The 25,274-nt window shown below is 54.3% G+C and carries 23 protein-coding genes; 14 read left to right on the forward strand and 9 right to left on the reverse strand.

Annotated elements, in window-relative coordinates:
• Positions 1-88 precede the first annotated feature (88 nt).
• The 6 genes from O5O45_RS16790 to O5O45_RS16815 all read left to right on the forward strand — a co-directional run bounded on the left by O5O45_RS16790 (position 89) and on the right by O5O45_RS16815 (position 7,532).
• Positions 89-1,573 carry a leucyl aminopeptidase gene (locus O5O45_RS16790; protein ID WP_305900537.1) on the forward strand — a complete coding sequence of 495 codons (1,485 nt, stop codon included), beginning with the start codon at positions 89-91 and terminating at the stop codon, positions 1,571-1,573.
• Between the two features lie 94 nt (positions 1,574-1,667).
• Positions 1,668-2,093, forward strand: a complete 426-nt coding sequence (locus tag O5O45_RS16795; RefSeq protein ID WP_305900538.1) for a DNA polymerase III subunit chi — start codon at positions 1,668-1,670, stop codon at positions 2,091-2,093.
• Between the two features lie 148 nt (positions 2,094-2,241).
• Complete coding sequence (locus O5O45_RS16800) at positions 2,242-2,709, forward strand: hypothetical protein (RefSeq protein WP_127972603.1); 468 nt, start codon at positions 2,242-2,244, stop codon at positions 2,707-2,709.
• Between the two features lie 253 nt (positions 2,710-2,962).
• On the forward strand, positions 2,963-5,818 hold the full coding sequence (locus O5O45_RS16805; RefSeq protein ID WP_305906217.1) for a valine--tRNA ligase: 2,856 nt from the start codon (positions 2,963-2,965) through the stop codon (positions 5,816-5,818).
• A 48-nt stretch (positions 5,819-5,866) separates the two neighbouring features.
• The gene (locus O5O45_RS16810) at positions 5,867-6,799 is read left to right on the forward strand and encodes a putative 2-dehydropantoate 2-reductase (protein WP_305900539.1); all 933 of its coding nucleotides are present in this window, start codon (positions 5,867-5,869) and stop codon (positions 6,797-6,799) included.
• Between the two features lie 175 nt (positions 6,800-6,974).
• A complete protein-coding gene (locus tag O5O45_RS16815; protein ID WP_305900540.1) occupies positions 6,975-7,532 on the forward strand; it encodes a cob(I)yrinic acid a,c-diamide adenosyltransferase in 558 nt (185 codons plus the stop codon).
• Between the two features lie 4 nt (positions 7,533-7,536).
• On the opposite strand, the gene O5O45_RS16820 is transcribed toward O5O45_RS16815, so the two are convergent.
• On the reverse strand, positions 7,537-9,534 hold the full coding sequence (locus O5O45_RS16820; RefSeq protein WP_305900541.1) for a methyl-accepting chemotaxis protein: 1,998 nt from the start codon (positions 9,532-9,534) through the stop codon (positions 7,537-7,539).
• Positions 9,535-9,781: 247 nt separating this feature from the next.
• Here O5O45_RS16820 and syd point away from each other — a divergent pair, with 247 nt between their 5' ends.
• Positions 9,782-10,360 carry a SecY-interacting protein gene (gene syd, locus O5O45_RS16825; RefSeq protein ID WP_305900542.1) on the forward strand — a complete coding sequence of 193 codons (579 nt, stop codon included), beginning with the start codon at positions 9,782-9,784 and terminating at the stop codon, positions 10,358-10,360.
• A 22-nt stretch (positions 10,361-10,382) separates the two neighbouring features.
• Here syd and ampE read toward each other — a convergent pair whose 3' ends face one another.
• The 3 genes from ampE to O5O45_RS16840 all read right to left on the reverse strand — a co-directional run bounded on the left by ampE (position 10,383) and on the right by O5O45_RS16840 (position 14,343).
• Positions 10,383-11,264, reverse strand: coding sequence for a regulatory signaling modulator protein AmpE (ampE, locus tag O5O45_RS16830; protein WP_305900543.1), 882 nt, complete (start codon positions 11,262-11,264; stop codon positions 10,383-10,385).
• 4 nt (positions 11,265-11,268) lie between these two features.
• Positions 11,269-11,841, reverse strand: a complete 573-nt coding sequence (gene ampD / locus O5O45_RS16835) for a 1,6-anhydro-N-acetylmuramyl-L-alanine amidase AmpD (RefSeq protein WP_305900544.1) — start codon at positions 11,839-11,841, stop codon at positions 11,269-11,271.
• Between the two features lie 177 nt (positions 11,842-12,018).
• On the reverse strand, positions 12,019-14,343 hold the full coding sequence (locus O5O45_RS16840; protein ID WP_305900545.1) for a DUF1631 domain-containing protein: 2,325 nt from the start codon (positions 14,341-14,343) through the stop codon (positions 12,019-12,021).
• Between the two features lie 382 nt (positions 14,344-14,725).
• Between O5O45_RS16840 and O5O45_RS16845 the strand changes: the two genes are divergently transcribed.
• The 7 genes from O5O45_RS16845 to O5O45_RS16875 all read left to right on the forward strand — a co-directional run bounded on the left by O5O45_RS16845 (position 14,726) and on the right by O5O45_RS16875 (position 21,204).
• The gene (locus O5O45_RS16845) at positions 14,726-15,223 is read left to right on the forward strand and encodes a retropepsin-like aspartic protease family protein (protein ID WP_305900546.1); all 498 of its coding nucleotides are present in this window, start codon (positions 14,726-14,728) and stop codon (positions 15,221-15,223) included.
• A gap of 10 nt (positions 15,224-15,233) precedes the next feature.
• Positions 15,234-16,070, forward strand: a complete 837-nt coding sequence (gene nadC / locus O5O45_RS16850) for a carboxylating nicotinate-nucleotide diphosphorylase (RefSeq protein WP_305900547.1) — start codon at positions 15,234-15,236, stop codon at positions 16,068-16,070.
• A 196-nt stretch (positions 16,071-16,266) separates the two neighbouring features.
• Positions 16,267-19,005 (forward strand): putative bifunctional diguanylate cyclase/phosphodiesterase, encoded by a 2,739-nt coding sequence (locus O5O45_RS16855; RefSeq protein ID WP_305900548.1) that lies wholly within the window; start codon positions 16,267-16,269, stop codon positions 19,003-19,005.
• Positions 19,006-19,030: 25 nt separating this feature from the next.
• Positions 19,031-19,270, forward strand: coding sequence for a DUF1289 domain-containing protein (locus tag O5O45_RS16860; protein ID WP_305900549.1), 240 nt, complete (start codon positions 19,031-19,033; stop codon positions 19,268-19,270).
• A 13-nt stretch (positions 19,271-19,283) separates the two neighbouring features.
• A complete protein-coding gene (gene thpR / locus O5O45_RS16865; RefSeq protein WP_305900550.1) occupies positions 19,284-19,895 on the forward strand; it encodes an RNA 2',3'-cyclic phosphodiesterase in 612 nt (203 codons plus the stop codon).
• Positions 19,896-19,938: 43 nt separating this feature from the next.
• Positions 19,939-20,490 (forward strand): 1-acyl-sn-glycerol-3-phosphate acyltransferase, encoded by a 552-nt coding sequence (locus tag O5O45_RS16870; protein WP_305900551.1) that lies wholly within the window; start codon positions 19,939-19,941, stop codon positions 20,488-20,490.
• Positions 20,491-20,592: 102 nt separating this feature from the next.
• On the forward strand, positions 20,593-21,204 hold the full coding sequence (locus tag O5O45_RS16875; RefSeq protein ID WP_305900552.1) for a uracil-DNA glycosylase family protein: 612 nt from the start codon (positions 20,593-20,595) through the stop codon (positions 21,202-21,204).
• Here O5O45_RS16875 and O5O45_RS16880 read toward each other — a convergent pair.
• The 5 genes from O5O45_RS16880 to O5O45_RS16900 form a co-directional block, all read right to left on the reverse strand.
• Positions 21,191-21,562, reverse strand: coding sequence for a YqcC family protein (locus O5O45_RS16880; RefSeq protein WP_305900553.1), 372 nt, complete (start codon positions 21,560-21,562; stop codon positions 21,191-21,193). The genes O5O45_RS16875 and O5O45_RS16880 overlap by 14 nt on opposite strands.
• 59 nt (positions 21,563-21,621) lie before the next feature.
• Entirely contained in the window at positions 21,622-22,410 is a 789-nt protein-coding gene (locus O5O45_RS16885) for a ParA family protein (protein WP_011395816.1), read from the reverse strand.
• A gap of 99 nt (positions 22,411-22,509) precedes the next feature.
• Positions 22,510-23,208 carry a DnaA regulatory inactivator Hda gene (gene hda, locus O5O45_RS16890; protein WP_305900554.1) on the reverse strand — a complete coding sequence of 233 codons (699 nt, stop codon included), beginning with the start codon at positions 23,206-23,208 and terminating at the stop codon, positions 22,510-22,512.
• Between the two features lie 36 nt (positions 23,209-23,244).
• Positions 23,245-23,811 (reverse strand): CDP-alcohol phosphatidyltransferase family protein, encoded by a 567-nt coding sequence (locus O5O45_RS16895; RefSeq protein WP_305900555.1) that lies wholly within the window; start codon positions 23,809-23,811, stop codon positions 23,245-23,247.
• 171 nt (positions 23,812-23,982) lie between these two features.
• Positions 23,983-25,098, reverse strand: coding sequence for a DUF2066 domain-containing protein (locus tag O5O45_RS16900; protein ID WP_305900556.1), 1,116 nt, complete (start codon positions 25,096-25,098; stop codon positions 23,983-23,985).
• Positions 25,099-25,274: the final 176 nt, after the last annotated feature.

The following is a 25,274-nucleotide window of genomic DNA, read 5'->3' on the forward strand; positions in this document are numbered from 1 at the left end:
CGCCTCCGGCGCCATCCATCAAGCGGACGTTGGTCCGGCATGGAGAACAAAGCCCAATGAATTTAGGTTAAGAGGATTCGCAACCACTATGAATTATTCCGCTCTTTCCACCGACCCGATAAAACAAAAAAGCGACTGCCTTGTGGTCGGCGTTGTCGAAGGCAAATCCCAGTCGGCAGTTTGGACAGAACTCGACCAACAGTGCAAAGGCGTTCTGGGTAAGTTGCTCTCTTCTGGCGATATCTCCTCCAAGCTGGCCGCCACCAGCTGGTTTTATCCGCAGGAAGGCGGCATTAAACGTCTTTTGTTCGTCGGCTTGGGTAAAGAGAAAGAATTAAGCGAAGCCGGTTTCCGTAAAGCCGCAAAATCCGTCATGCAAAGCCTGAGCAAAAGCGGTGCGGGCAACGCCGTGGTCGCGCTATCCAGTTTGACCCTGAATGCGTTGAAAGCCGGCTGGGCGACGGAGCAACTGGTGGTCGCGCTGGAATCCGCCTGTTACACCTTCGACAACATGAAAAGCGAGAAGGCTACGCCGACTAAAGTCAGCCAGGTTAAAGTCGCTGGCGACAAACGTGACAAAAGCGCCATCGAGGCCGCTATCGCCAAAGCCGGCGCCGTCGCCAAAGGCATGAGCCTGACCAAAGACCTGGGCAACCTGCCCGGCAATGTCTGCACCCCGGATTATCTGGCTAAACAAGCCAAGGCGCTCGCTAAAGAGTACAAATCTCTAAAGGCGGAAGCCCTGGGTGAAAAAGAGATGAAAGAACTGGGCATGGGCTCTTTCCTTTCCGTCTCAGCAGGCAGCGACCAGCCCGCCCGCCTGATCGTCATCGAATATAAAGGCGGCGACGACAAGCAGAAGCCTCATGTACTGGTAGGCAAAGGCATTACTTTCGACAGCGGCGGCATCAGCCTGAAGCCCGGCGAAGGCATGGATGAAATGAAGTACGACATGTGCGGGGCCGCCAGCGTGTTTGGAACGTTGCTGGCGCTGGCGGAAATGAAAGCGCCAATCAATGTCGTCGGCGTCATCGCCGCCGCGGAAAACATGCCCAGCGGCAAAGCCACCAAGCCCGGCGACATCGTCACCACCATGTCCGGCCAGACGGTGGAAATTCTGAACACGGACGCCGAAGGCCGTCTCGTGCTGTGCGACGCCCTCACTTATTGCGAACGCTTCAAGCCAGAAACCGTGGTGGACATCGCCACACTGACCGGCGCCTGCATTATCGCACTGGGCAACCACGCCACCGGTTTGCTGGCCAACGACGACAAACTGGCTGACGCACTGCTCGCCGCAGGCGAGAGCACAGGCGACAGAGCCTGGCGTCTGCCCCTGTGGGACGAGTACCAGACTCAGCTGGACAGCAACTTCGCGGACATGCAGAACATTGGCGGCCGCCCCGCCGGCACCATCACCGCCGCCTGCTTCCTGTCCCGCTTCACCAAGAAATATCGCTGGGCTCACCTGGACATCGCCGGCGTCGCCTGGACCTCAGGTAAAGACAAAGGCGCCTCCGGCCGTCCCGTGCCTTTGCTGACCGAGTATCTGCTGGGCCAAGTCAAAGGCTGATTGCGACGCATATAAAGCGATCCCTGTCACAGACCATGGTATTCGATTCGGATACCATGGTTATTTAATTATTCCGATTACTTATATACATTACATGCCAAAAGCCGACTTCCATCTGCTTTCTTCCGGCGACATTGCACAAAGGGATTTTTATCTTTGTAGACTTTGCGAAAAGATATATCGATTAGGACATCGGATATATATCCTATGCAAAGACTCAAAAGAACTAGAACATTTGGACGATTTATTATATTCCTTTCGGCCGGAAAGCTTTATTCCACATAGTATTGAACCTGAATCCCCCTCTTCCGACATACCTGTTTTTTTATGCACCCGCCTGCCGAAAACAATTTCCACCGAAGTTGTTATAAATCTCACAGAAGCCCCGCCAGACAAGGCGAACAGAGTGATAGAGCTTGTAACTGGCGATCCTGAGGCCCGTGCGAAATCCAGAAAAGTGTATAAACTGTATAAACAATTAGGCTTCGAGTTGCAGACTTATAACATCGAATCTGCTTAAATATTGAGTAGGAAACGGGAGTCATTTCTCGACAACGAGCAAGTCATCGTTTCCATAAAGACCCAAAGAGGTCTAAATAATAATTAAATTAATCGGAGCCTGATTAATAACTACAATTGAAACTTGGGATTTACGAGGAATATAACCGATGAGTTCTCCTGTAGCTGACAGTGAAAGTGATCTCATTCCCTTGTTGGATGAAATAGTGATTGATGACTCGGAGCTGGCTTCTTCCCATCCCGGCCTTACCGAAATTCAGAACAATCAACCCCAAACGCAACTTAGCAAGGAGTGTGAAAGTATGGAGATGACACCCGCGAACGGACAGGTTGACGTAAAACCGACCAGTCTGCGGGGCAATAATCCATTCTTGCCCTATGAGCACTTGGAAAAGCTGGCGCTGGAGCGCATGGAGTTTCAGAAGGAGTTTGAGGCCTTTTTCAAGAAACAAAGCACGCACGCCGCCGCCAGTTCGGTTTTGAAAGAAACCAAAGATCTGGAGCGGATCGTCCACCTCACTACGCAGAAAGTGGTGGCGGAGTACATGCCGCAGATCGAGCAAAGGGTCCGCGCCGAGGTCATCCGTCATATGAACAGCCTCAACTTATCCAAATAAGCTGAGCATCCCCTCCGATAACGGCCACGCTGCGGGATGCGGCGCGGCCCGATATGCGCCCATGCGGCTATCAGAAGATCCCATGGGTGTGTATAATGCGGCCTTTTCCAGGGCCGTCTGATCAGCGCTAGCACCCACTATTCCGCACCCGTGCGCTCACCTGTTGCAGACGCCCATTTAGCGGCCTCTTTCGGCTATTATTCTTAGATCCTAGAATCAAGCACCTGAGCGAAACGAATACATATACGTCATGATGGAAAAAACCTACCAACCCGGCCAGATTGAAAGTCAGTGGTACGCCTTTTGGGAAGAACAAGGCTTCTTCAAACCCAGCCAGCAGGGCGAGCCCTTCAGCATCATGATCCCACCGCCCAACGTCACCGGCAGCCTGCACATGGGGCATGCTTTCCAGGACACGATCATGGACGCCCTGACCCGCTATTATCGCATGCAGGGCCGCGACACCTTGTGGCAGGTTGGAACGGACCATGCTGGCATCGCCACTCAAATGGTGGTCGAGCGCAAACTGGCGGCGGAAGAGGACAAAACCCGCCACGACCTGGGTCGCGAAGCGTTTCTTAATAAAGTCTGGGAGTGGAAAGCGGAATCAGGCGGCACGATTACCCGCCAGTTGCGTCGTATGGGCGCATCCGTGGACTGGTCCCGCGAGCGCTTCACCATGGACGAGGGCTTCTACAAAGCGGTGCAGGAAGTATTCGTTCGCTTGTATGACGACAAACTCATTTACCGCGGCAAGCGTCTGGTTAACTGGGACCCGAAACTGCACACAGCCATTTCAGACCTGGAAGTTATTTCCGAAGACGAAAAAGGCAAGCTGTGGCACTTCCGCTATCCATTGGCCAACGGCGTAAAAACGGCGGATGGCAAGGACTACCTGGTTGTAGCCACAACACGTCCGGAAACCATGCTGGGCGACACCGCCGTAGCCGTTAACCCGGAAGATGATCGCTACCGCGACCTGGTCGGCAAGTCCGTGATTCTGCCGGTAGTGAACCGCGAGATCCCGATTATCGCCGACAGCTACGTAGATATGGAGTTCGGCACGGGCTGCGTAAAAATCACGCCTGCTCACGACTTTAACGACTATGAAGTGGGCAAGCGCAATCAATTGCCAATGATTAACGTCTTCACCATTGACGCCAGCATCCGCGACGAAGGCGAAGTGGTGAACAGCGACGGCACGCCCAACACAGACATGCAAGCAGCGATTCCCGCTGGCTATCCCGGCCTGGACCGCTACGAAGCGCGCAAGAAAATTGTCGCCGACTTTGAAGCGCTGGGCTATCTGGAAGAAATCAAAGATCACGCCCTGAAAGCGCCTCGCGGCGATCGTTCCGGCGTCGTGATCGAGCCTTACCTGACCGACCAATGGTTCGTAGCGGTAAAAGCCCTGGCGGAGCCCGCCATCAAAGCCGTTGAAGATGGCGATATCCAGTTCGTGCCCAAGCAATACGAAAACATGTACTTCGCCTGGATGCGCGACCTGCAGGACTGGTGTATCTCCCGTCAGTTGTGGTGGGGCCACCGTATTCCCGCCTGGTATGACGACCAAGGCAATGTTTACGTCGCCCGCAACGAAGAAGAAGTACGCAGCAAGTACAGCATTGACGCCAGCGTCGCGCTGCATCAGGACGAAGACGTTCTGGATACTTGGTTTTCCTCCGCGTTGTGGACATTCGGCACGCTGGGCTGGCCGGAGAATACCCGCGAGCTGCAAACCTATCACCCTACTTCCGTGCTGGTGACCGGTTTCGACATTATTTTCTTCTGGGTGGCGCGCATGATCATGATGACCATGCACTTCATCAAAGACGAAGACGGTAAGTCTCAGGTTCCCTTCAAGACCGTTTACGTTCACGGGCTGGTGCGGGACTCGCAGGGCGCCAAAATGTCCAAGTCCAAAGGCAACGTGCTCGACCCCATCGACCTGATTGACGGCATCGAGCTGGAGTCGCTGGTCACCAAACGCACCAGCGGCCTGATGCGCCCTCAGGATGCGCCGAAAATTGAGAAGGCCACCCGCAGCGAATTCGCAGAAGGCATCGCTTCTTACGGTACTGACGCCTTGCGCTTTACCTTCTGCTCCCTGGCTTCCACCGGTCGCGACATTAAGTTCGATGTGGGCCGTATCGAAGGCTATCGCAACTTCTGCAATAAGATCTGGAACGCAGCGCGCTATGTGCTGATGAATACCGAAGGTCAGGATTGCGGCCAGAATAACGAAAGTTACGAGCTGGGTCTGGCGGAGCGCTGGATCATCTCCCGTCTACAGGAAACGGAGCAGCAAGTGGAGAAAGCGGTCGCAGCTTTCCGCTTCGACCAGGCCTCTCAGGCTATTTACGAGTTTATCTGGAACGAATACTGCGACTGGTACCTGGAGCTGTCCAAGCCGGTGCTGTGGGACGACACTGCTTCCGCCGAACTGAAGCGCGGCACGCGCCGTACACTGGTGCGAGTGCTGGAAACCGCTCTGCGCATGGCGCACCCGTTCATGCCTTACATCACGGAAGAAATCTGGCAAAAGGTGAAAGAGCTTGCCGGCAAATCCGGACCCACCATCATGCAGCAGCCGTATCCGGTGGCGGACGCCTCTCGCATCGACCCGGAAGCCGCCGCCTCTATTGAATGGCTGAAGGGCGTCATCTTGGCCGTGCGAAACATTCGCGGCGAAATGGACATCTCTCCCGCCAAAGCCATCAACGTCATTCTTGCGCAAGGCGATGACAGCGACAGAGCCCGCCTGCAAGCCAATCAGTCATTCCTGATGAAACTGGCCAAGCTGGAATCCATTCGCTGGCTGGCGGCGGACGAAGAAGCGCCTATGGCGGCCACTCAGTTGGTTGGAGCCATGCAGGTGCTCGTCCCCATGGCGGGCCTGATCGACAAAGAAGCCGAGCTGGCGCGCCTGGGCAAGGAAATTGACAAGCTTTTGAAAGAACAACAGCGCCTGCAAGGCAAGCTGGGCAACGAAAGCTTCGTCAGCAAGGCGCCCGAAGCCGTTGTAGCGAAAGAGAAAGAGAAACTCGCGGAAGCAGAAGCTGCGCTGGCTCAGCTACGCGAACAAGTCTCCCGCATTGAGTCGATCTAACTCTCACAGATCAAGAGGCGGCGACTGACGCACCAAGGACATACCGGTATGAGACACCGGATACATATACTGGGGAATGGATCGCTGGGAGGCCTACTGGCCTGCCGGCTCTCCCCATTCGCTGATGTGCGCCTGATTCTACGCAGCCCCCCTTCCCTTCACTCCCATGACGAGTTCATTGCATTAACGCTTAACCAAGCAGGCGAAAGCAAAACAAGGCGACTAAATTGGGAAACCGCAAACGCGGCGGAACCGATTTCCGCCCTATTTATCACCACCAAAAGCTATTCCGCCGCGGCCGCCTTGGACTCAGTTAAACACCGACTCACTCCGGCAAGTCGTATTCTGCTATGGCAAAACGGCATGGGTAGTCAAATGCAGATTGCACAGGAATACGCCAACATGGCGGTTTACGCCGCCTCCACAACAGAAGGCGCGAATCAGCCAAAGGCAGGACATATTATCCACGCCGGCCATGGTCAGACCTGGCTTGGCCCCCTCACAGCCAAAGCTACATTCCAGGAAGCGCAACACCTGACCTCCCTGTTGCAACAAGCGGGTTTCCGCAGCGATGCAACGGCGGATATTGGCGAACAGCTCTGGCGTAAACTCAGCGTGAATTGCGGCGTAAACCCCTTTACTGCACTGTTGAACTGCCGCAACGGAGACATTCTCGAACATCACTACTTCCAAGAGCGCATCGATGCGCTTTGTGAAGAGCTGTCGGCAGCGCTATTCGCGGCGGGATACGGCGAGCCCGCCGCCAGCATCAAAGCGCGAATCGTCGCAGTCGCTGAGGGCACTGCGAACAATATCTCATCCATGCTGCAGGACATTCGCGCCGGCAGACAAACGGAAATCAACGCCATCAACGGATTCATTTGCGATTATGCGGACGCACATGGCCAGCCTCATCCTGTCAATAGCGAGCTGACCGCAGGCGTCCTCGCTCTGAGCAACCATTCGGACCAGAGTGCGTAGACCACAATATTAATCAGGCAGACAAATAGCTTTCTTCTATTTGTCTGCAACGACAGGGCCTACACATGTCAGGCCCTGTCTCCCGCGGCTAACCGCCGCGCAGGCGCATCCATGCGCCTGATTATTAACATGCCAATATCATTGTCATATTAATAATTTCATCCAAGGGGGACATATGGGTAACAGGCTTTCCAAGATTTACACCCGAACAGGGGACAAAGGAACAACCGGACTGGGCAACGGCGAGCGTATCGCCAAAAATGCATTGCGGGTGGAGGCGATGGGCGCCGTCGACGAAACCAACAGCGTCCTGGGAGTGGTCATCTGCGAACTGACGCAGGACGACGTGCTTCACGCCCAGCTGCAAAGCATTCAAAATGATTTGTTTGATCTGGGTGGCGAACTGTCCATTCCAGGTCACCTCATTATTATTGATAAACACATTACACGACTGGAGGAGTGGCTGGACCAGCTAAATGAAGAACTCCCGCCCCTGAAGAATTTTATCCTGCCGGGAGGCGACCGCGCCGCCAGCCATTGTCATATGGCGCGCAGTATCTGTCGCCGTGCGGAGCGCACGGTCGTCAGCCTGGCGCAGCAAGAACAGTTAAACCCTTGCCTGCAGGGCTACCTGAACCGCCTCTCCGACTACCTCTTCGTCGCTGCGCGGACACTGGCGCGCCGCAAAGGCGGCGAGGAGATATTGTGGACCCAAACTAAATGGGAAGCGTAGCGCGCTATATTTTGAATCCTCCCAGTAGATCGTGAAGCGCCCCAGTGAGCGCTGACAGTTCACGACTGGACGCCAGGGTTTCCTTGGCGTTCTCCGCGGTCTCTCGCCCCAGACCACTGATGTGGCCGACATTTTCATCGATGGTCTTGGCGACGGCGGTTTGTTCCTCCGCCGCCTGAGAAATCTGATGACTCATATCCACAATACTGGCGATGGCCGTCACAATGTGATCCAGAGCCGCAGCGACATCACGGGATTGCGCCACCGTGGCGTCCGTCGCTGAGCGGCTGCTTTGCATCGAACTCACCGCTTCCTTAACGCCGGTCTGCAACTGCGAAATCATGGTCTCAATCTCCTCCGTGGATTTCTGCGTGCGTTGCGATAACGTGCGCACTTCATCCGCCACTACGGCGAAACCACGTCCCTGCTCACCGGCTCGCGCCGCTTCAATGGCCGCATTCAGCGCCAGCAGATTGGTTTGCTCCGCAATCGCCTTGATTTCCACCAGCACCTGAGAAATATTTTGCGAATCACGGGCCACGCGATTAATCGTCTCTACCGACGCCGCAATTTCCCCCGATAAACGGCTGATCGTCTGCAACGTCGCGTCTACAACCTGCTTGCCTTTGGTCGCTTCGGTGTCCGCCTGTTGCGCGGCATCTTCAACACTTTGCGAACTGCCCGCCACTTCCGCAACCGTATCCACCATCTGATGCATCGACTCGGATATCTGCCGGGTTTCCTGCATTTGCTTTTCCGAGGCTTCACTGCTCGACACCGCCACCGCATTAACCCGACGCGCCTGCTGGTCCACACTGCCCGCCGTCGCCACCAGATTGGTCATAAGGGTGTGCACTCTCTCTGTCATATGATTGAAAGCGCGAGTCAGATCGCCCATTTCATCCCGGTTATCCAGCTCTAGACGCGCGGTCAAATCTCCGTCGGACACTTTTCTGGCGCCGAGGGAAAAATGCTCGATGGTGGATTTCACCGACACAAAGAAGCCCATATACAAGTAAACAATGATCAGCAACAGAACGCCCTGCACCAGAAATATCCACAACATGGCGACCTCACGCTCCTGTAAACGCTGATCCAGGATAGTTTCAGTCAGGTTGTAAATGCGGTCATTAAATTGCAGCAGCGCATCAATGTTCGCAGTCAGCGCCTTGTCGAACACGGGCCACTCAATTTCAGGCGCCACAGGCGTGACAATGTTCTGATCCAGATAATCCCGGGTTTCAATAATCACATTGCGAACGCTGTCAGCGTCCGCCGCCAACCTCTCGCGAATCATGGGGCTGGCGTTGAGCGTGACCTCCAACTGATTGGAAAAGCTGTCGCCGAGAGAGGTCAAGTTATCGAAGATTTTGTTCAGGACGTCGCCCACGTCAAACCCCACTTGCCCCTCCAGCGCTGCATAAACGCCACTGGCGCGGGCGCGGGCCATGACATTACTGGCGCGAATGATCTGCCCGTCCGACAACTTCATTAAAAACTGCACTTCACGTGACAGGTCCTGCGCCACGCCGGAAACCTGGGTTGCGCTGCTGAGAAAACTCTCGACTTTGCTGACAAAAGAATTGAAGTAGGTAATCTGCGGATCAAGCGACATCTGGTTCTCATCCCCCTGAATCAGGCTGCGCCAGGAGGCGGTGAGATCTTCCAGTTGCTTACGCAAGTCATGATTAACGTCGAAGTGTAACTCCGCAGCATCCAACTTCGCCAAAACGTTATCGATAGAGGAACGGATTTCCATCGTGCGCCGCTCCAGCTCAGGCGCCTGTCGCAGCTTCGCCACGCTGCGATAGTCCCTGTACTGTTGCGCCAACTTCAACAGCTCAGCGGACTGCTTAATGACAGTCATACCTTCGACTTCATTTTCGATTTGTCTGACATCATCGTAGAGCTGACTGACCAGGCTATAACCCAACGCGATTATCGGAAGAAGAAACAGAATGCTGATCAGCAAAAATTTGTAGACCAGTTTCAACTGGTTCATGAGCCTGATGGCAGGCCAGAGAATCCGCCTCACTCGATCACCTCTCCGCCTTCTTAATATATGCAAGGACTTATTATTGGCCGCATTTCGACGCTCATTACGCGCCGCTTAGGTGTATCCGTATTTTTATCATTACTTCCTTTCTGCAAAGTTTAGCTTAAATATTGGGAGGAACTTGCAGGATCCCGGCGAGTCCTGCATTCTTTCGCAAGTTTTTTGTAATCTAACGCATCTTTAGAAAGGTTATATGGGCCAACATGAAGTTACTGCGCGCCTTGGCGAGCTGACCAATACGTTTATCGAGCGCCACCACTCTTCGTCGCGACAACGTCCCTGCATCCCACTCAATGAGGAGACTCGCTACATGCTGGATTCTCCCTGCGTGGAGCAAGTCGATGAAGAGGCCGGCGTGTTCTACTGGACGCCCAAGCCGCACATGGACTTCACTCTATTCGACGGGTTGGAGCAAGGCCTGGAAGTCGCCATTCATCCCTCCATCATCGCGTTTTACGGCAGCTATTGGAGCGATGGCCTCTGGTGCTCAAGTCCGTTTGGAGAAATCAGTCTGATTCAACTGTGGAATGAAGAAGACATGGAAACCCTGCGGGAAAATCTATTGGGACACGCCTTTCAGAAAAGCAAACGCCGTCAGGGATTAACTCTTTTCATCGGGCTTACTGCCGACGACCGTATCGTCACAGTGGATAATCATTCCGGCGAAGTCTATCTGGAAGAAGCCGGTCGGCCGCCGCAACGCACGCTCGCCGCCAGCCTCGGCGAATTGCTCAAAGAGCTGGAGCCGACGCTGACGCCCTACACAGCGTAAGACGTCCTCATCTGCGGGCCATTCACCCCATATGTCCCGCCACCGTCAGCAGCGCGATTAGAATAAACCAGATAATCATGGCGCGATTGAGCAAATCTCTAATCGCGCACATTTGCTTCACTTCCAAATCGACATCCTGAGCCGCCCCTGCGCTGGGCGCCCCCACCGGATAAATCTCCACTGCGCCGCCGGCCGCCTTGCGCAAAACGGTGAAAGCATCCGCATGGGGATCGATCATATCATTGGCGGATTGCTTAATGGCGCCGCCAAAGTTACCCGCCAGGGCAAAACTCAACGCCAACAGCCGGGAAGGTATCCATTCCAGCGCCTTGTATACGGTCGTCATCTGCTGCGGCACATAGACAGAAGGATCGCGCCCGGCGACGTGAGCCAGCCTTGCGAGCAGCGCCCCAACAGGTCCAATCGCCATATACCAGAAAATCACCATGAAATAACGCACAAAGGTTTGATACAGATACTGTGAACAGGCGGCGTAATGAAGCTGTGCAGGGCTCATATTCTGGGCGTCGTCAATGTGAATCTCCGCCTCTTCCAGAGTTCGAAAGGCCGACTGAAAACGGCCCTCCCGCCACTGCTGCAGGTAGATGTCCACCGACTGCTTAAGAAACCCGCATCCCAGACAGAGAAACAGCATGACAATGTGCACAAACAAAGTCAGAAAACCGAAGAATACCTCATCAGTCAGGCGCAGAACGATAAACAACGCCAACGCCGGCGCCGCCAGTGCGATCAGCAGATAGAAAGGCGCGCTGTTGCGAATTACCGGCAGGCGCAGCTCGAAAAAGGTCAGGAAGCTTTTCGCCCACTGGTCGTGCCGCCGACTCAGAGTCAGATTCAGCCTCTTCTGCATGATGTACGTCAGCAGCAAAACCAGAAATTTCATTTGATTATCCTTCTTCGTTCGACATCAGTTTTCTAAGTTTAGGCCAATCAAACTCGGGTCCGGGATCGGTTTTACGGCCCGGCGCAATATCGCTGTGGCCAACCACTCTATCCGTCGTTATCAGAGGAAAGGCCTTGCGTACGGCCTTCGCAATGCGGGCTAGTTGCCGATATTGAATCGCCTCATAAGGAATATCGTCCGCGCCTTCCAGCTCAACGCCAATGGAATAGTCGTTACAGTTATCCCGCCCAAGCCAGGACGAGCGTCCCGCATGCCACGCCCTGTCATGCAGAGACACGAACTGAATAACCTCGCCATCACGACGGACGAACAAATGCGAGGAAACCTGTAAATGACTGATCTCCCTGAAATAAGGATGAGCCGCACAGTCCAGACGATTCAGGAAGAAATCACAGACAAACTCGCCACGAAACTGAGCAGGAGGCAAGCTGATATTATGAACCACCAACAGACTGATCTCCGCATCTGTCGGTCGTTGATTGAAATTAGGCGAAGGCATTCGCTTCACCAGACTCAACCATCCCTGAGCGTCTATTGTAAATTCAGAATTTTCCACAGGTTTTGGCCCAGCTTAGGAAGCGCAGCGAAATCAGAACTTTAGATAGAGTTTAGGCGTGGATCAAGCCTGTCGAAAGAATTAGGCTGAGGAGAGCGGGTATGAGAGGGAATGCAATGAGGATAAAATATCACTTTTATGCCGACACCGATCCCCTCAATGGGACCGGTGGGCGAACTAGGATTTCTTAGGGGTTTCCTTGCGCAAGGTGCCGATAACGGACTCCAGCGCGCGGTCAAACAGCAGGCCGTCATCCAGCAGCGACATACCTCCGCTCTTCAGAGCGATCGCCAGCCCCATACGGCTCTTCTCCGCCACTTTAACACCCATGCGGTTTACGAAGATGTACTTGCCAGTTGTCTGAATAATCGCTACCAGCTTGCAGCGATACTTCTTGTCTTCGCCTTCGTTGATCTCCACCCAGGTGCCGATGTTCAGGCGATCAACCAGTTTCAGACTGTCTTCATCCGCTTCTACTTCCACCGCCGGCTCTTCGTTGTCTTCTTCAATCAGGACAATACGGGCTGGCGCTTGCGCCACTGGCTCAGGCTGCCTAACTTCAGCGACTTCCGTAACCGGTTCAGGCGCAGTTTCTGGCATCGGCTCCTGGGCTTTGCGTAACGCCACCGGCGGCTCTGGCGTTTTCAACACTCGCATGGCGGCCTGGATGTAAGCGTCTTCGTTCTTAACAGCAGGCGCGGACGTCACTTCCAGCGTTTCCACCTCCACCATGTCTTCATCATCCAGCGTCATCTCTTTCGCCAGACGTTGCTGTGTGGTTTCCGACAACACCTTCTGCAGCTGACGCAGGGTCTTATCCAGCTCGAACGGCTTGTATGCAGTTTGTTGCAGACCAGTGCGCAGTTCCTCCATCAACTTATCCACCGCCGCGACTTCCGGCGCTTCCGCGCTTGTATCTTCAGGATCGCACCCCTGAATCAGTCGCGCCGCCACAGATTGAGCCTGCAGCCAATCGGGATGCTCTCTACCGCTTTTCAGCTGCAGCAGCACCATATAATTGCTCCAGCCTTCCTTTAATACTTCCATCACCAGAGCAGGAATGTTCTTGCCGGCCAGCATATCGTTCAGAACATCCTGCACCACTTTCTTGGCGGCGTCGGATTTGGCGCGCCCGACTTCCGCGTCGCGAGTGCGCTGCTCCAGCAGGTGCCGACGCTTTTTATCGCTCTCGCGGAAACGGATGAAATCTTCCAGCACTTCGTCAAAGATGGTGATGTCGTTGTCGAACTCCGTCACCAGACGCTGCACCACTTCCTCCAGCTTGGCGAGGAACGGGTCAGGTTCGCCTGGCGCTTTTTCAGTCCAGCCAATAGAGGCGGTGGCCATTTCATTCAGCAATCTACGCGCAGAGTGACCGCCCTGATTAAAAAAGGTGCGATCCAGCAACGCCACTTTCAGAATGGGAATCTGCAAACGCGCAATCACCGCGCGAATCGCCGCCGGCAATTGACGGTCATCCAAAATGAATTCGAACAACATGGTGACCAGGTTCATCACATCCTGGTCCAAACGACCCACGGATGCGCGGGGCTGTCCTTCCTTGCTGAGGACCGCACGCTCCATCAAACTCATGAAGTTGATCAAGCCATTATCAGACAACGCCGCCGCCGGAGCCTTATTGTTTGTCTGCAGACGGGACAGTAAATTTAATAACGCAGTTTGCTGAACAACAGGCAAATTGGCCGCCGCTCCCGCCGCGCCCGCCAATTGAGCGTCAGAAAATTGACGCATATATTGCAGCGGATCAATTTGTGGATCCCACCCGCCTTCATTGTACTCACCCACCGCGCCGGTGTTCTGATCAATCACCGAGCCGCTGGCATGAGGCAAATTAACGCCAGTGCGACGCACGCTGCGGCTGGCGCTCAGATCAGGCATCACGCCCTGCTCCGCCAGGAATTTGTTAGCGGCTTCCAGCACGGCTTTATTCTGCGTCAGCACGTGTTTTTCAAATAGTTTGAAGAACACCAGCTTGGCGCGAATCCCCATATCCAGTTCGGCGCAGGCGGTAACGAAATTGGTGACCATGCGCTGGGGGCCAAGCGGGTTGTTTTCCTCTTCCACGCTGACGTCAAACAACAGCGAGTCCAAACGAATGGTCAGGTGCTCAAGGTCACGGCCAATTTCGCTTTTAAAGCGGTTCACCATATTGTCGATGGCGACCTGCTCCTCCAGCTTATCGTCCTGCACCAGCGTCAGATTTTGAGGATCGAAGTTGGCCTTCAGCATTCCAGGGGTTTGTGCGTCGGGAAACTGAAAGTCGCGATTGTAATACTGCATGAAAAGCGCAGCGATACGCTCTTTCTTCAGGCGGATTTCACGCATGGCGTCAAAGAACAACGCCTGCTCAGAGTTAGTCGCGGATTTGTCCGCCAAGTCAAAAAACGAGTCGTCAACTTGCTCAAATAACCTGTCCAGGAGTTTACGGTTGTGCTCGCCACAACGGTCGCGTAATTTGATTAACAGTGCCGGTAACTTCACACCCTTGACAGCCTCTTGCTGACTCCTTGAAACGTCAAGACGGACAACTTTTGAACTCGTTGACATACTTTCTCCCAACTAGCACTTCCTGACAACAGGTAACCACATGCATTGCTTGACAAAATACGTCACAAAGCGACGTAATATTGTCCACGGTGCAAGTATATACCGTCACCATACCGTCTTTTGTCACAAATTGTTGCCGGGTGACACTGATCACACATTAACCGATACCGCTTTGAAACCCTTGAATTAATTGCCTCTTGTGAGACTCCGTTTATAGGTTATTATGACCTGCCTTGAAGAATTATCCGGTATCCAAATCAAGCCCGCAGTTATGAGTCAAAATAATCCCTCACAGGTCCGCGGAATCGGAAAAGGAATGTTCATCGCCGCATGGATCGTCGGCATTCTCCTGCTAACCCAGTTTTTCGACTTTTGGGAAAAGAAGAGGCAGAATCCCAATCAGTCCCCCGTGATAATCCAGTCCGCCAATGGAGCGCAGGAATTGGTCTTACAATCCAATTATCAGGGCCACTACCTGACTACTGGACTCATCAACGGAGAGCAAGTGGACTTCCTGCTGGATACCGGCGCCACTACCGTGGCGGTGCCCGCCGAGTTGGCGGAGCGCTTGAAGTTGCCCAAGCTGAGCCGGGGCTACGTACAGACCGCCAACGGCGCCGTCGAGGCCACTCGCACCTATCTGAAAACGCTCACCATCGGCCCCTTCGAGTTGCATAACGTTGAGGCCAGCATTCTCTCTTCCATGACGGAAGAAGACGAAATCCTGCTCGGGATGAGCGCTTTGCAACGATTATCGTTCACTCAACGTAACGGCACGCTGATTTTATCGCCGAATTCACACACCACACTTTGAGCCTTTATATATGTTGGAACAACTCATTCAACCCGCCATTCAACAAGACGTAGAGAAAGCCCTTGCGGAAGACATCGGTTCAGGCGACATCACCGCCATGCTGATTCCTGCGGAACAGCGCGCCGAAGCAAGAGTCATTACTCGTGAAGACGCTATCATCTGCGGTGTGGAGTGGGTTAACGCTGTTTTCGCCAAAGTCGACCCGGACTGCAAAGTGGACTGGAAATTCAAAGACGGCGACCAGGCCCGCGCCAATGACGTATTGTTCACCGTCAGCGGACGCGCACGGTCACTGCTGACGGCGGAGCGCACCGCATTGAATTTCCTGCAAACCCTGTCCGGTGTGGCGACCCAGGCGCGCCAATACGCCAATATGGTCAGCCACACCAAAGCCAAAGTGTTGGACACCCGCAAAACACTGCCGGGCCTGCGGGTCGCGCAAAAATACGCGGTCTCCTGTGGCGGCTGCCGCAATCACCGCATCGGTCTGTGGGACGCGTTCCTGATTAAGGAAAACCACATCATGGCCTGCGGCTCCATCCATAACGCAGTGGAAGAAGCCCACCGCATCGCCCCCGGCAAACCGGTGGAAGTGGAAGTGGAAACCATGGAGCAACTGCAGGAAGCCCTTAACGCCGGCGCCGATATCGTCATGCTGGACAACTTCAGTATTGATCAAATGGCGCATGCTGTCGCCGTTAATAAGGGGCGCGCCAAACTTGAGGCGTCCGGTGGCGTCACTTCCGAAACCCTGGCGGCGATCGCTGAAACTGGCGTGGACTTCATCTCCATCGGCGGCGTCACCAAACACTGCCGCGCCATTGACCTTTCCATGCGCCTGATCTGAGGCGACAGCGCCAGCAAGCTCCCGACGACACACTGCAAATCCCTTTACGTTCAGTTACATGAGGATACATATCGTTGCAGTCGTGATGTCGTCGGAAGCAGTCTGATTACACTATAGTTTCCTTACACGGTCGCAAATTCGCGCTCAAACTGACTCAGGGACACAGGGAACAGCAGCATCCGGTTCCTAATACAACATGCCAGATGACAACGGCCTGATAAGCAACGACTCCCCATCATCGTCGGGACGCGGCGAATGGCGAACTTTGCTTATTATTGGCGCAGTCGCTGTTGTCAGCGCGCTTTCCGCCGGCTTATTCACTTCCGTTGAATCTCTTCCCTGGATCTGGCCCAGCGCCGCCGTTTGCGCCATTGCCTATTTCCGTTACGGGCTGCGCGCCCTGCCGGTTATCATTATCGCCACGTTTACCGGCGTGTTGGCGTTATGGCGCCAGGAAACCTCTCATCCGCTGATTGCCGCACTCCCCCTTATCGTCGCTATCAGCGCCGCGCTTTGCGCACAGCCAATACTATTGAAGCGCCTGTATCTGCTGTTGCAGACAAACGTCACTCCACCCCACTCGGAAACCCGGTTATGGAATCTGCTGGCCAGTCTGTTCCTGAGCGCCTTGGCGGCTGGCCTGCCTATCGCATTACTGGTAGGTGGAGCTATGCCTGGGGAAGTACTGCTGCAAACGACGCTTTATCTTCTGTACAGCATCGGCATGCCCATTCTGCTGACCGTCCCGATTTATACCCAGTGGCGTCGCAGGAAAGAGTTCTACGCTCTCGCCATCGCCCGGATCTGGGAGGTGCTGACATGGATCGCTTTACTCCTCATGGCGGGAGGTCTGCTGATTAAAAACGGCGGCATGGCTTTATTCTTACTCCTGCCACTATTCGCCTGGTCGAGCTTGCGCTTTGGCCGTTTCGGCGGGGTGCTCGCGATCTCTCTGTCCGGACTGGCCGCGCTGCTGGCTTATGGTTACGGCGATACCGGATATGGCTCTCTCGCCCGCTTTAATCTGTTTCACAGCGAAGTGGCGGTGATGACCATATTCAGCCTCTACCTGTCTGCGCTCGCCGATGATCGCTCGCGAGTGGAAGACGCTATTGAGCAACTGGTGCAGCGACGCACCCGCGAGCTTGAGGCCATCAATCAGGAGTTGCAGGACGAAGTACATATTCGCAAGCAGGCGGAGCGCTCATTCCGCACATCAACCCGTCGCTACCGCGCCATTATTGAAACAGCGGGAAGCCCCATCATTGTCATGGACAAGAACTTCCGCATCGTTCAGTGGAATGGCGCCGCCAGTCGACTATTCGGGTACCACCGGGAAGATATCTACGGCAAGAATTACATCACCTGCTTCGTGCCGAAGGCGTTTCAGGATGAAACCGCCTGGAAAATCACCAAGGTGCTGGAAACCGGCGTCCCGGTGGAAAATCTGGAAAGCGAAATGACTGCGGCGGATGGCGGCTCCCACGTCATGCTGTGGAACATCAACCGCGTGGTGGATGTGGACGAGGAGCTGACCCAGGCGATCATTATCGGCCAGGACATCTCCACCATCCGCGAAACCCAGAACCAACTGCACTTTCTCGCCCACTACGATGTACTGACGGGCGCCGCCAATCGTCGCCTGTTCGAGGATCGCTGCCGCCAGGCTTTGAAGCAGGCCTCCCGCCGGCAACATGACGTCGGCTTGATCAGCTTGGATATAGACCACTTCAAACGCATCAACGACACCCTGGGTCACGACGCCGGCGATACGCTGCTGCAGGAGATCTGCCGTCGTCTGGCGTCCTGTGTGCGGGAGGAAGACACTATCGCCCGTCTTGGCGGCGATGAGTTCGCCATCCTTCTGAACCGGGTCAACGGAGCCGAAGACTGTGAATTGGTGGGCCGCAACCTGCTGGAAGCCATTACCAAACCCGTCGAGCTGCCTGGACAGCAACTGGTGATCACCACCAGTATCGGCGTCACCGTGTCGCCCAGGGACGGCGTGGAATATTCTGTGCTGCTAAAAAACGCTGACATGGCCATGTACCGCGCCAAGAAAGCCGGTCGCAACAACATCCAGATTTATCAGAAGGAAATGAACGACGAGCTCACGCACCAGATCAATACAGAGCAAGAGCTGCGCGCGGCCATATCCGGACATCAGTTCGATATCTACTATCAGCCCCAGATCGACCTGGAAAACCAGCATATTGTCGGACTGGAGGCCCTGCTGCGTTGGCGTCACCCCAAGCGGGGCGTGCTGGCGCCGCATGAATTCATCACAGTGGCCGAACAAACCGGTCTACTGCCCGCCCTGGGCGAGTGGATCTTCTACAACGCCTGCCTGCAATGCAGGGCGATTCAGGCCATGAGCCGCTCTCACGTACAAGTGGCGATCAACATTTCCGCACGCCAACTGCATCACCCTCAGATGGTGGAGACGTTGAAGCGAGTCATCGCCGAAATACGCGTCAATCCCGCATTTCTAAACCTGGAGATCGGCGAGCAGGTGTTGGTGAACAATCCTGCAGAAGCAGCGGATATATTAGGCAGGCTCAAGGAGATCGGCGTCAATATCACCATCGACAGCTTCGGCTCCGGCCTTTCTTCACTGTCCAACTTGGCCCGGCTACCGGTGGACGCAGTAAAAATCGACCGCGCCCTCACCCGCAACGTACCGGGAGACGACTATGACGCCGCCATTCTTGAGACTTTGCTCAGTATCGCCAGCCGCATGAATATGCGCGTCATTGTGGAAGGCATAGAGAGAACAGAACAAGAAACCTTCTTCCGTAATCACAATGTTCGTTACGTACAGGGACATCTATACTCCCTGCCCATGCCTTCCGATCAATTGCCGGAGTTCTTTAACGCCCTGAAGCAAGGCGTGCTTAACCCTGAAGGAGGTCAGATCGGCCTCCCGCTGAACTGAGACGAGCCTTCAAAGCGAGTCGCTTATGCCCAAACGCTGGCCACCGTCAACGCCCCCACAAGATTGGTGGAGCGGCGCAAGCAAAGCCCCAAGCCAAACCGACGCCGACGGCGAACCCGCCAACCCTTGCGTGCGTAACTGCTGCCTCGATGAACATGATGTCTGCTGCGGATGTAAGCGCACATTGCAGGAAATCCTGGACTGGAGCAGCTATTCCACCGCGCAAAAGTGGGATCTGCTGAAGCAACTACAGCAACGCAAATAACCCTACAACCGCCATGAGATGCTTTTTTACCCTGGTTCCACCCCTTAGCGTCAAAGAGCGTCTGCTCTTGGACATGGAGCGCCTGCAAACACTGCATCCAGAGCTATCGCGCCACTATCGCTGGCAAACAAGGGAGCAGCTGCATATCACCCTGCATTTTTTTGCTGACCTTCACCCTGAGGTAGCGCAGCGTCTGGTGGAGGACGTCCGCGAGTGTTTACAGGGCTTCCCGCCTTTTTCTATTGTGTTCGAGACCATTACCCCCTTTCCCAGCGTCCAGCGCGCGGGATACCTGACTGCGCAGATTAGAGCCAATGATCGTTTGCTAGCGCTGCATGAACATATCAAATCCCGCATAGCACATGTTGGGGAGCCCGTCGACGAACGTGTTTTTCGCCCTCACCTTACCTTGGCCAGAGGACGTTCCCGACGTCAGCGTCTGGATTTGCGAGCCAACCTGATCGCTCCACTCCAATTTTACGTAGAGGCTGTTGAACTTTATCAGAGCACACAGGGAACAAACGGCTCCATCTATCACAGCCTGGCGACCATGGACTTGTGTACCCGCTCTGACGGTTGTGAGTTACAATCGGTTGTGAGTTACAATGGCGGGCTGAAACCTTAAAAGTGGCTCCGTCCCACACCATTTTTACCCGGAATTAACAGCAATGTTGTACCTGCTTTCAAAACTCCTTTTCAAATTCAGCGGCTGGACTTATGACGAAAAACCAGAGCTGTGGGAAGATAAGCAAGTGGTGATCGGCTTTCCTCACACCACAAACATGGACGGGGTGCGTATTCTGGCGCTGTTCTGTATTTACCGCCGCAAACTGCACACACTGGTCAAAAAAGATCTGTTTGTGTGGCCATTCTCCTGGTTCCTATCCAAATTCGGCTGTATCCCTGTAGACAGAGGCTCCAAAACCAATCTTGTCGATCAGATGCGTACGGAGTTCGCCAAACGCGCCACCTTTACCCTGGCCATCGCACCAGAGGCCACCCGCAACAAAATGCGGGAAGAGCGTAAACCCATACGCACTGGATTCTGGCATATCGCCAAAGCAGCCGGTGCGCCGATCATCCTGATGATGTCGGACAGCAAACGTAAGCGCGGCCGCATTCTGGGCAAAATCTTCCCCTCGGAATCCCTGCGAGACGACCTGCTAAAGATCAAGCAGATATATGCGGATCAGGGCGTAGATGTCATGATAGGCGCCTGAACCAACTACTGAGCGAGAATGCGCAAGCCCCTTTCCAGGAAAAGCCTTCGTTGTATGGATAATCGGGTTCGCCAATAACGAAGCCTTTATACCCCTGAGACGATGACACAAAGACGGATAGATACAACAGATAACGATAATGAATTAAGCCTGCTGTTGCGGGAGGTCCGGGCGTGCAGGCTGTGCGAACAGCACTTGGATCCCAACCCTGTTGTGAAAGTGGGCGCCGCCGCCCGTCTGATGATTATCGGGCAGGCGCCGGGGACTCGCGTGCACGCAACCGGCATTCCCTGGAATGATCCCAGTGGCGACAGGCTGCGCGCCTGGCTCGGTTTGGACAAAGGTATCTTTTACGACACCAGCCGGATCGCCATCATGCCGATGGGATTTTGCTATCCCGGCAAAGGCCGCAGCGGCGACCTTCCTCCGCGAAAAGAGTGTCATCAACACTGGCACCACAAAATTCTGGCGCACCTGCCTCGTCTGGAGACTTTCCTATTGGTGGGACAGTACGCGCAGCAAGCTTATTTGCCGAATGCTTACAAAAGCTTATCGGAAAACGTTATGCATTGGCGCGACTGGTTTCCCCGACTGGTTCCACTACCGCACCCTTCTCCTCGCAACACTTTATGGTTGAAGCAACGGCCCTGGTTTGAAGAAGAGGTGATTCCTCAGGTGCGGAATCACGTGCACGATTTACTTAGTTCCGACTGAATCCCTGACCATCCGGCAATACGTCCCGCGCGTTGTTGATGGCTTCGTCCACCTTGCGCAATGAAGCTAAAAGGCCAGCCACTTTACTCAGTTGCCCTTGATACGCCATTTCCGCCGCCGGCTCAATTCCACTACGCATAGGCGGCATGGGCGCACGGTATTCCACAATCACTTTCATGCGTTCAATAAATATGAATTGCAGCCACTCATGGAACTCCAGCGTGTCTGCGCAAAATGGCGTCACACTGGCGAGAGCCTCCTCGTGCGGCGGGTCTTCCCGCCACAAACCTAAATTTCGGAGTTCCAATTCCAGCCCCAACAGGACATCCGCCAACTCTACGTATACTCGATCTGTCACTACTGCCTACTCTTACAACAATTACGTGCTCAAAAAAACAATGCTCTGACACACGCTGATCAAGCCTCGGACAAGACAGACGCTCCTTGGAGCATCGTGTGCAATTCCTGAAACTGCTGTGTCAGCGGATGCTTGGGAGCGAAATGTATCAGAGGCTCATGCGCCTGATGAGATTCCTTCATCTTCACGGAGGCGTTCAGGCGCACCGGCAGTACCGGCAAGCCTTCTTCCTTCATGGACTCAATAATCTGCGTCGGCAGATTCGCTCGCGGTTGAAACTGATTCGCGACAATCCCTTCCACTTTAAGATCTTTGTTGTGGTCCTCCTGCAAATCCTGGATCTCCCCAAGAATGGAGTACAAGGCCTGCCGGGAGAAGTCGTCGCAATCAAACGGAATCAGACATCGCTGGGCGGCGATTAACGCCGATCGGGTGTAAAAATTCAAGGCTGGGGCGGTATCAATATAAATTCGGTCGAATACGTCACCCAACTTCACCAGCGCATCGCGCAGCTTATAAATCTTGTGCCGCGCCTCCAGCTTACGCTCCAAAAACTCCAGCTCAGGACTGGCGGGCATGACAAAAAGATTGGGATAACGAGTAGCGTGAATGAAATCATCCACCTTTTTATTGAATAAGTTGAAAGCCATGGTCTGCTCAAAAAAGTCCGCCACCGTGTCCTTCAACTCCATGACGTTGCGGCTCAGCAGATAAAGGCTCGAATTGCCTTGCGGGTCCAGATCCACAACCAAGGTCTTGGAGCCCTGCGCGGCGCTGATGGCGGCCAGATTACAGACAATACTGGATTTACCCACTCCGCCTTTTTGATTAAAGACTACTCTGCGCATAATCCCCCCGCTTATTTTTATATCCTGAAAATTCTTACTGATCAGGGGGGATTTTGCCAGCCAAACAGGCAAAAAGTTAGACCTTAAGGCCTGGAAGGGTCACCAATTCATCACAGATTTGACGAAAGGCACGGTTATGGGCCGTTTTTCCACCAGGGAAGCCTTGTCCAGTCGCTCCAAAATCAGAGAAAGCGAGCTTAAATCCCGTGGGGCGCGGCGCATAATGTACTGCTTAACCTCATCCGAAAGACGAAAGCCAATATTCGCCGCCTTGATATCCAGAACGTTAATGCGTTGCACCTCGTCCAGCTCAGGAAGGCGCACGCATTCTCCCCAAGCCAAGCGAGTCTTTAGGTCAGGTAACAAAAATGAGGTCTGGGAAGGCGCTTCCGCCGACGTGATCAGCCACTTGCAACCGCGATCGCGACAACGATTAAACAAATGGAACAACGCCTCTTCCCACTCCGGCTGCCCGGCGATGGCGTCAATGTCATCGAAACACAGTACATCGAAAGATTCCAACCCGGCCAGCACATCCACGCCAAAGTCCGCGTACTCACGCAAAGACAGATAAAAGCATTTCGCGTTGTGAAAGCCGTTACAGGCGGCCATCAGAAGGTGGGTTTTACCTTGAGCGGAGGCGCCGCAAATGGAAAACACGGTATCTTCAGACGCAGTGAGAAAGCGTTGAATGGACTGCACCACAACGCCGGAGGGGGGCTCGAAAAAGTTTTCCAGCGTAGCGCTTTCGCCATTCGACAGCCGCAGCGCCATTTGTGTGTTTTCTGATTTCCGCATCTTCTACGCAAAGTCTAATAAGCAGTTACAGCGCCTTCACTTGGCCAGTCCGTTGCGAGCGCGATAAAATCTGCCTCCCCACAGAATCACGTAGTGCGCGCCGCTGATGCAACTGGTCAGCGCGACAACCCAGACTCCGCCCTCAAGAGCCCATGGAGGCATGGCTATTCCCGCGAGATTCAAAATCACCGCAAGGATAAAGGTTATCTGGCTCAGCGTACTGAGCTTGCCCCACAGCGAGGGCTGCATTTTATAGGCGCCGACCAGTTTGTGGTAGGTCAAGGCTCCCGCCACTATGATCACATCCCGGGCGAAGACCAACAAGGTCAACCAAAGTGGTAGAACCTGATTGTAAGTCAACACGATAAACACCGTGACCAGCAAAGCTTTATCCGCCAACGGATCGGTCACGGCGCCGAAACGACTTGACCATTTGCAGGCCCGCGCCAGGAAACCATCCAACGCATCAGAGACGCCTGCGACAAAAAACAGCCACATGGCTTCCCGATATAGTTCACGGGCCAGACAGTATGCGATCGGCCCAATCAGGAAAATGCGCAACACGGTTATGACATTAGGGATATGTCTCCACTCTAATCGCAAATCCTGCTTTCCTCCGGCCATGAAAAAATCTGAAGTTATCCGGAAACCTGTTGCGTCGTCATTCCGTGTGACGGCCCGGCGTACGGGCGTCGCTCTAATTGAATACTGCTCTCTAGCTCACCCTGACGAAAGAGACCGCAGCTTGGGGAAACGCCAGGGCCTCTAGTCAGCCTAGCGGTCGCCCGCCCAGGAATAATAAAGTCTGCGTCCGACCTCTTCCTGAGTAGAAGGACCTAACTCAGGACGCAGTCTTGGCTGTAGCGCCAGATGTTCCGCCAGCTGTTCGGGGTAACCATTCAGCTTCAATTGAAAACGTACGATGTCTTCACCGACATACACAGGCTCCGCTTTCTTAACTGGAGCCAGTTGACGCATATACTTGAGAATATCCGCATAAGCGCGGAAATCCGTAACATTCGACACTTCCACGGTCACTTCATCACCCTGGGCGTCCACCCCCAGGTTAACCGCATACTTATGGGCCAGCGACAGCGCTACGGACTCCATCATCTTATCCGCCATAGCGCTGATTGTGTCCGCTTCGACATTCTCTTCCGCGATTTTCTGGCCACTGACGCGCAACTGCCACATGCCGCTCCAACGACCGCTTCTCGGATAGGCTCGCACCATCAGGATAGAGTCATGACTGTAACGCGTGGAAGACGCCTCAACAGGCTCCGCGAAAAAACCCCATAAATCCGAAGTATTCAGACTGGACGCATCCTGCAGATCCATCAACGGCAACAATAGAGGCACACCCCAACGCTGCGCGGAATATTTCACCGCAGCCACCAAGTTGTGAGAAGCGCCTTCGCCCAGGATCTCACGTCCGCGATCGCCTTCCACCGCCATCCATACCAGCACCTGCGGCCGATTGCGGCCCCATACGGGTACTTTGTACTGACTGAGCAGGTTCTCAAACCCCTGTGCGGAGTAATGCGCTTTCAATACAAGCAGACGACGCGGACCGGAACCTGAATCCACTACCGCGTATCCATAACTGTATTCCTCCAACAGACGCGGCGCCTGCTCCGCCAACACCGCCACATCCAAGACATTGCGCCAGCCGCCATTACCTGCGACGCGATCCATGACCATGCCTGCGCCTTTCTCGACAGCTTCGGCGCGTTCTTTCGGGTTCTGTCCGGAAACTGGCACTTCCACGTCATAAATATCGCTGATCGCGACAGCGTGGGCATATCCGCACAGTAAGAATAAAGATAAAAACGACAGTATCCGGCGTTTCAGGACGATCGCCCGGAACAACAATCTAGCGGCCTGTTTCAAGCCATCCTCCCGTATTTTTCAAACTACGGACGACCCGACGCAATCGCCCGGGAGCGCCCTTTTCGCCCCTTCCACCACAGTATCGTCAGGCGGGTGATATACGGAGCCTAAGCACGACAGGCAAGGATACACCATTTAACTTTTCTCCACTATTAAAGCCGATTAACTTCAATGCC

The sequence above is a fragment of the Hahella sp. HNIBRBA332 genome, assembly GCF_030719035.1.
In the GTDB taxonomy this organism is placed as follows: domain Bacteria; phylum Pseudomonadota; class Gammaproteobacteria; order Pseudomonadales; family Oleiphilaceae; genus Hahella.